Source organism: Vibrio sp. 1727, assembly GCF_033344415.1.
GTDB classification, from domain to species: domain Bacteria; phylum Pseudomonadota; class Gammaproteobacteria; order Enterobacterales; family Vibrionaceae; genus Vibrio; species Vibrio alginolyticus.
Genome location: NZ_JAWPOT010000491.1, coordinates 1 through 579, shown reverse-complemented (window position 1 = coordinate 579; position 579 = coordinate 1). Strand labels below are relative to the sequence as shown.

Here is a 579-nt window from a genome sequence, read left to right as displayed (position 1 = left end):
TTGAAGCTACACGACGGTTTCCAGTTTGAATGTCCACTGCTGCAAGCCGTGCAATTTTTCTTGCTTGTCGCGGTTGGGCTTTATCTTGCCACCATTCAGTGGTTACGCCGCGTTAAACACGCGCTCACGCCCTACCATTTTGCTCAATGCGGCAGATTGGTTTACCAGCATATCGCACCAAAGCAATCCCCTCCTTGTGTTTTTCCTGCCTAATGGTTCTTTAAGAACTCAGGCTCACAATAATAACAATTATCCCATGGAGCTTTTGCTCGGGAAGTCATTCTATTTAAAAGGAAAATACACATGCTTAAACAAATGAAAATCGCCACTTTGTCACTTATCGCTCTCATTGCTAGCCCTATGAGCCTTGCTCACGATTACGAAGCCGGAAAAATTCATATCGATCATCCTTGGAGTCGTGAAGCGCCACCAAATGCCCCTGTTATTGGCGGATTCTTTCAGCTGACCAACCATGGGGATACGGAAGACGCGTTGATCGCAGCAGAAAGCCCAATCGCTGGCCGCGTGGAGATCCACACTCACGCGAACGAAGACGGTGTAATGAAGATGATTAAAATC

Annotated in this window: 1 protein-coding gene and 1 pseudogene; both read left to right on the top strand. The window is 47.0% G+C overall.

The features are described 5' to 3' along the window. Positions 1 to 213 (top strand): annotated as a pseudogene (locus R8O10_RS26535) (hypothetical protein); the annotation flags it as partial. Positions 214 to 303: 90 nt separating this feature from the next. After that, positions 304 to 579 (top strand): copper chaperone PCu(A)C (locus R8O10_RS26530; protein WP_318192140.1); only part of this gene is annotated, 276 nt, incomplete at its 3' end.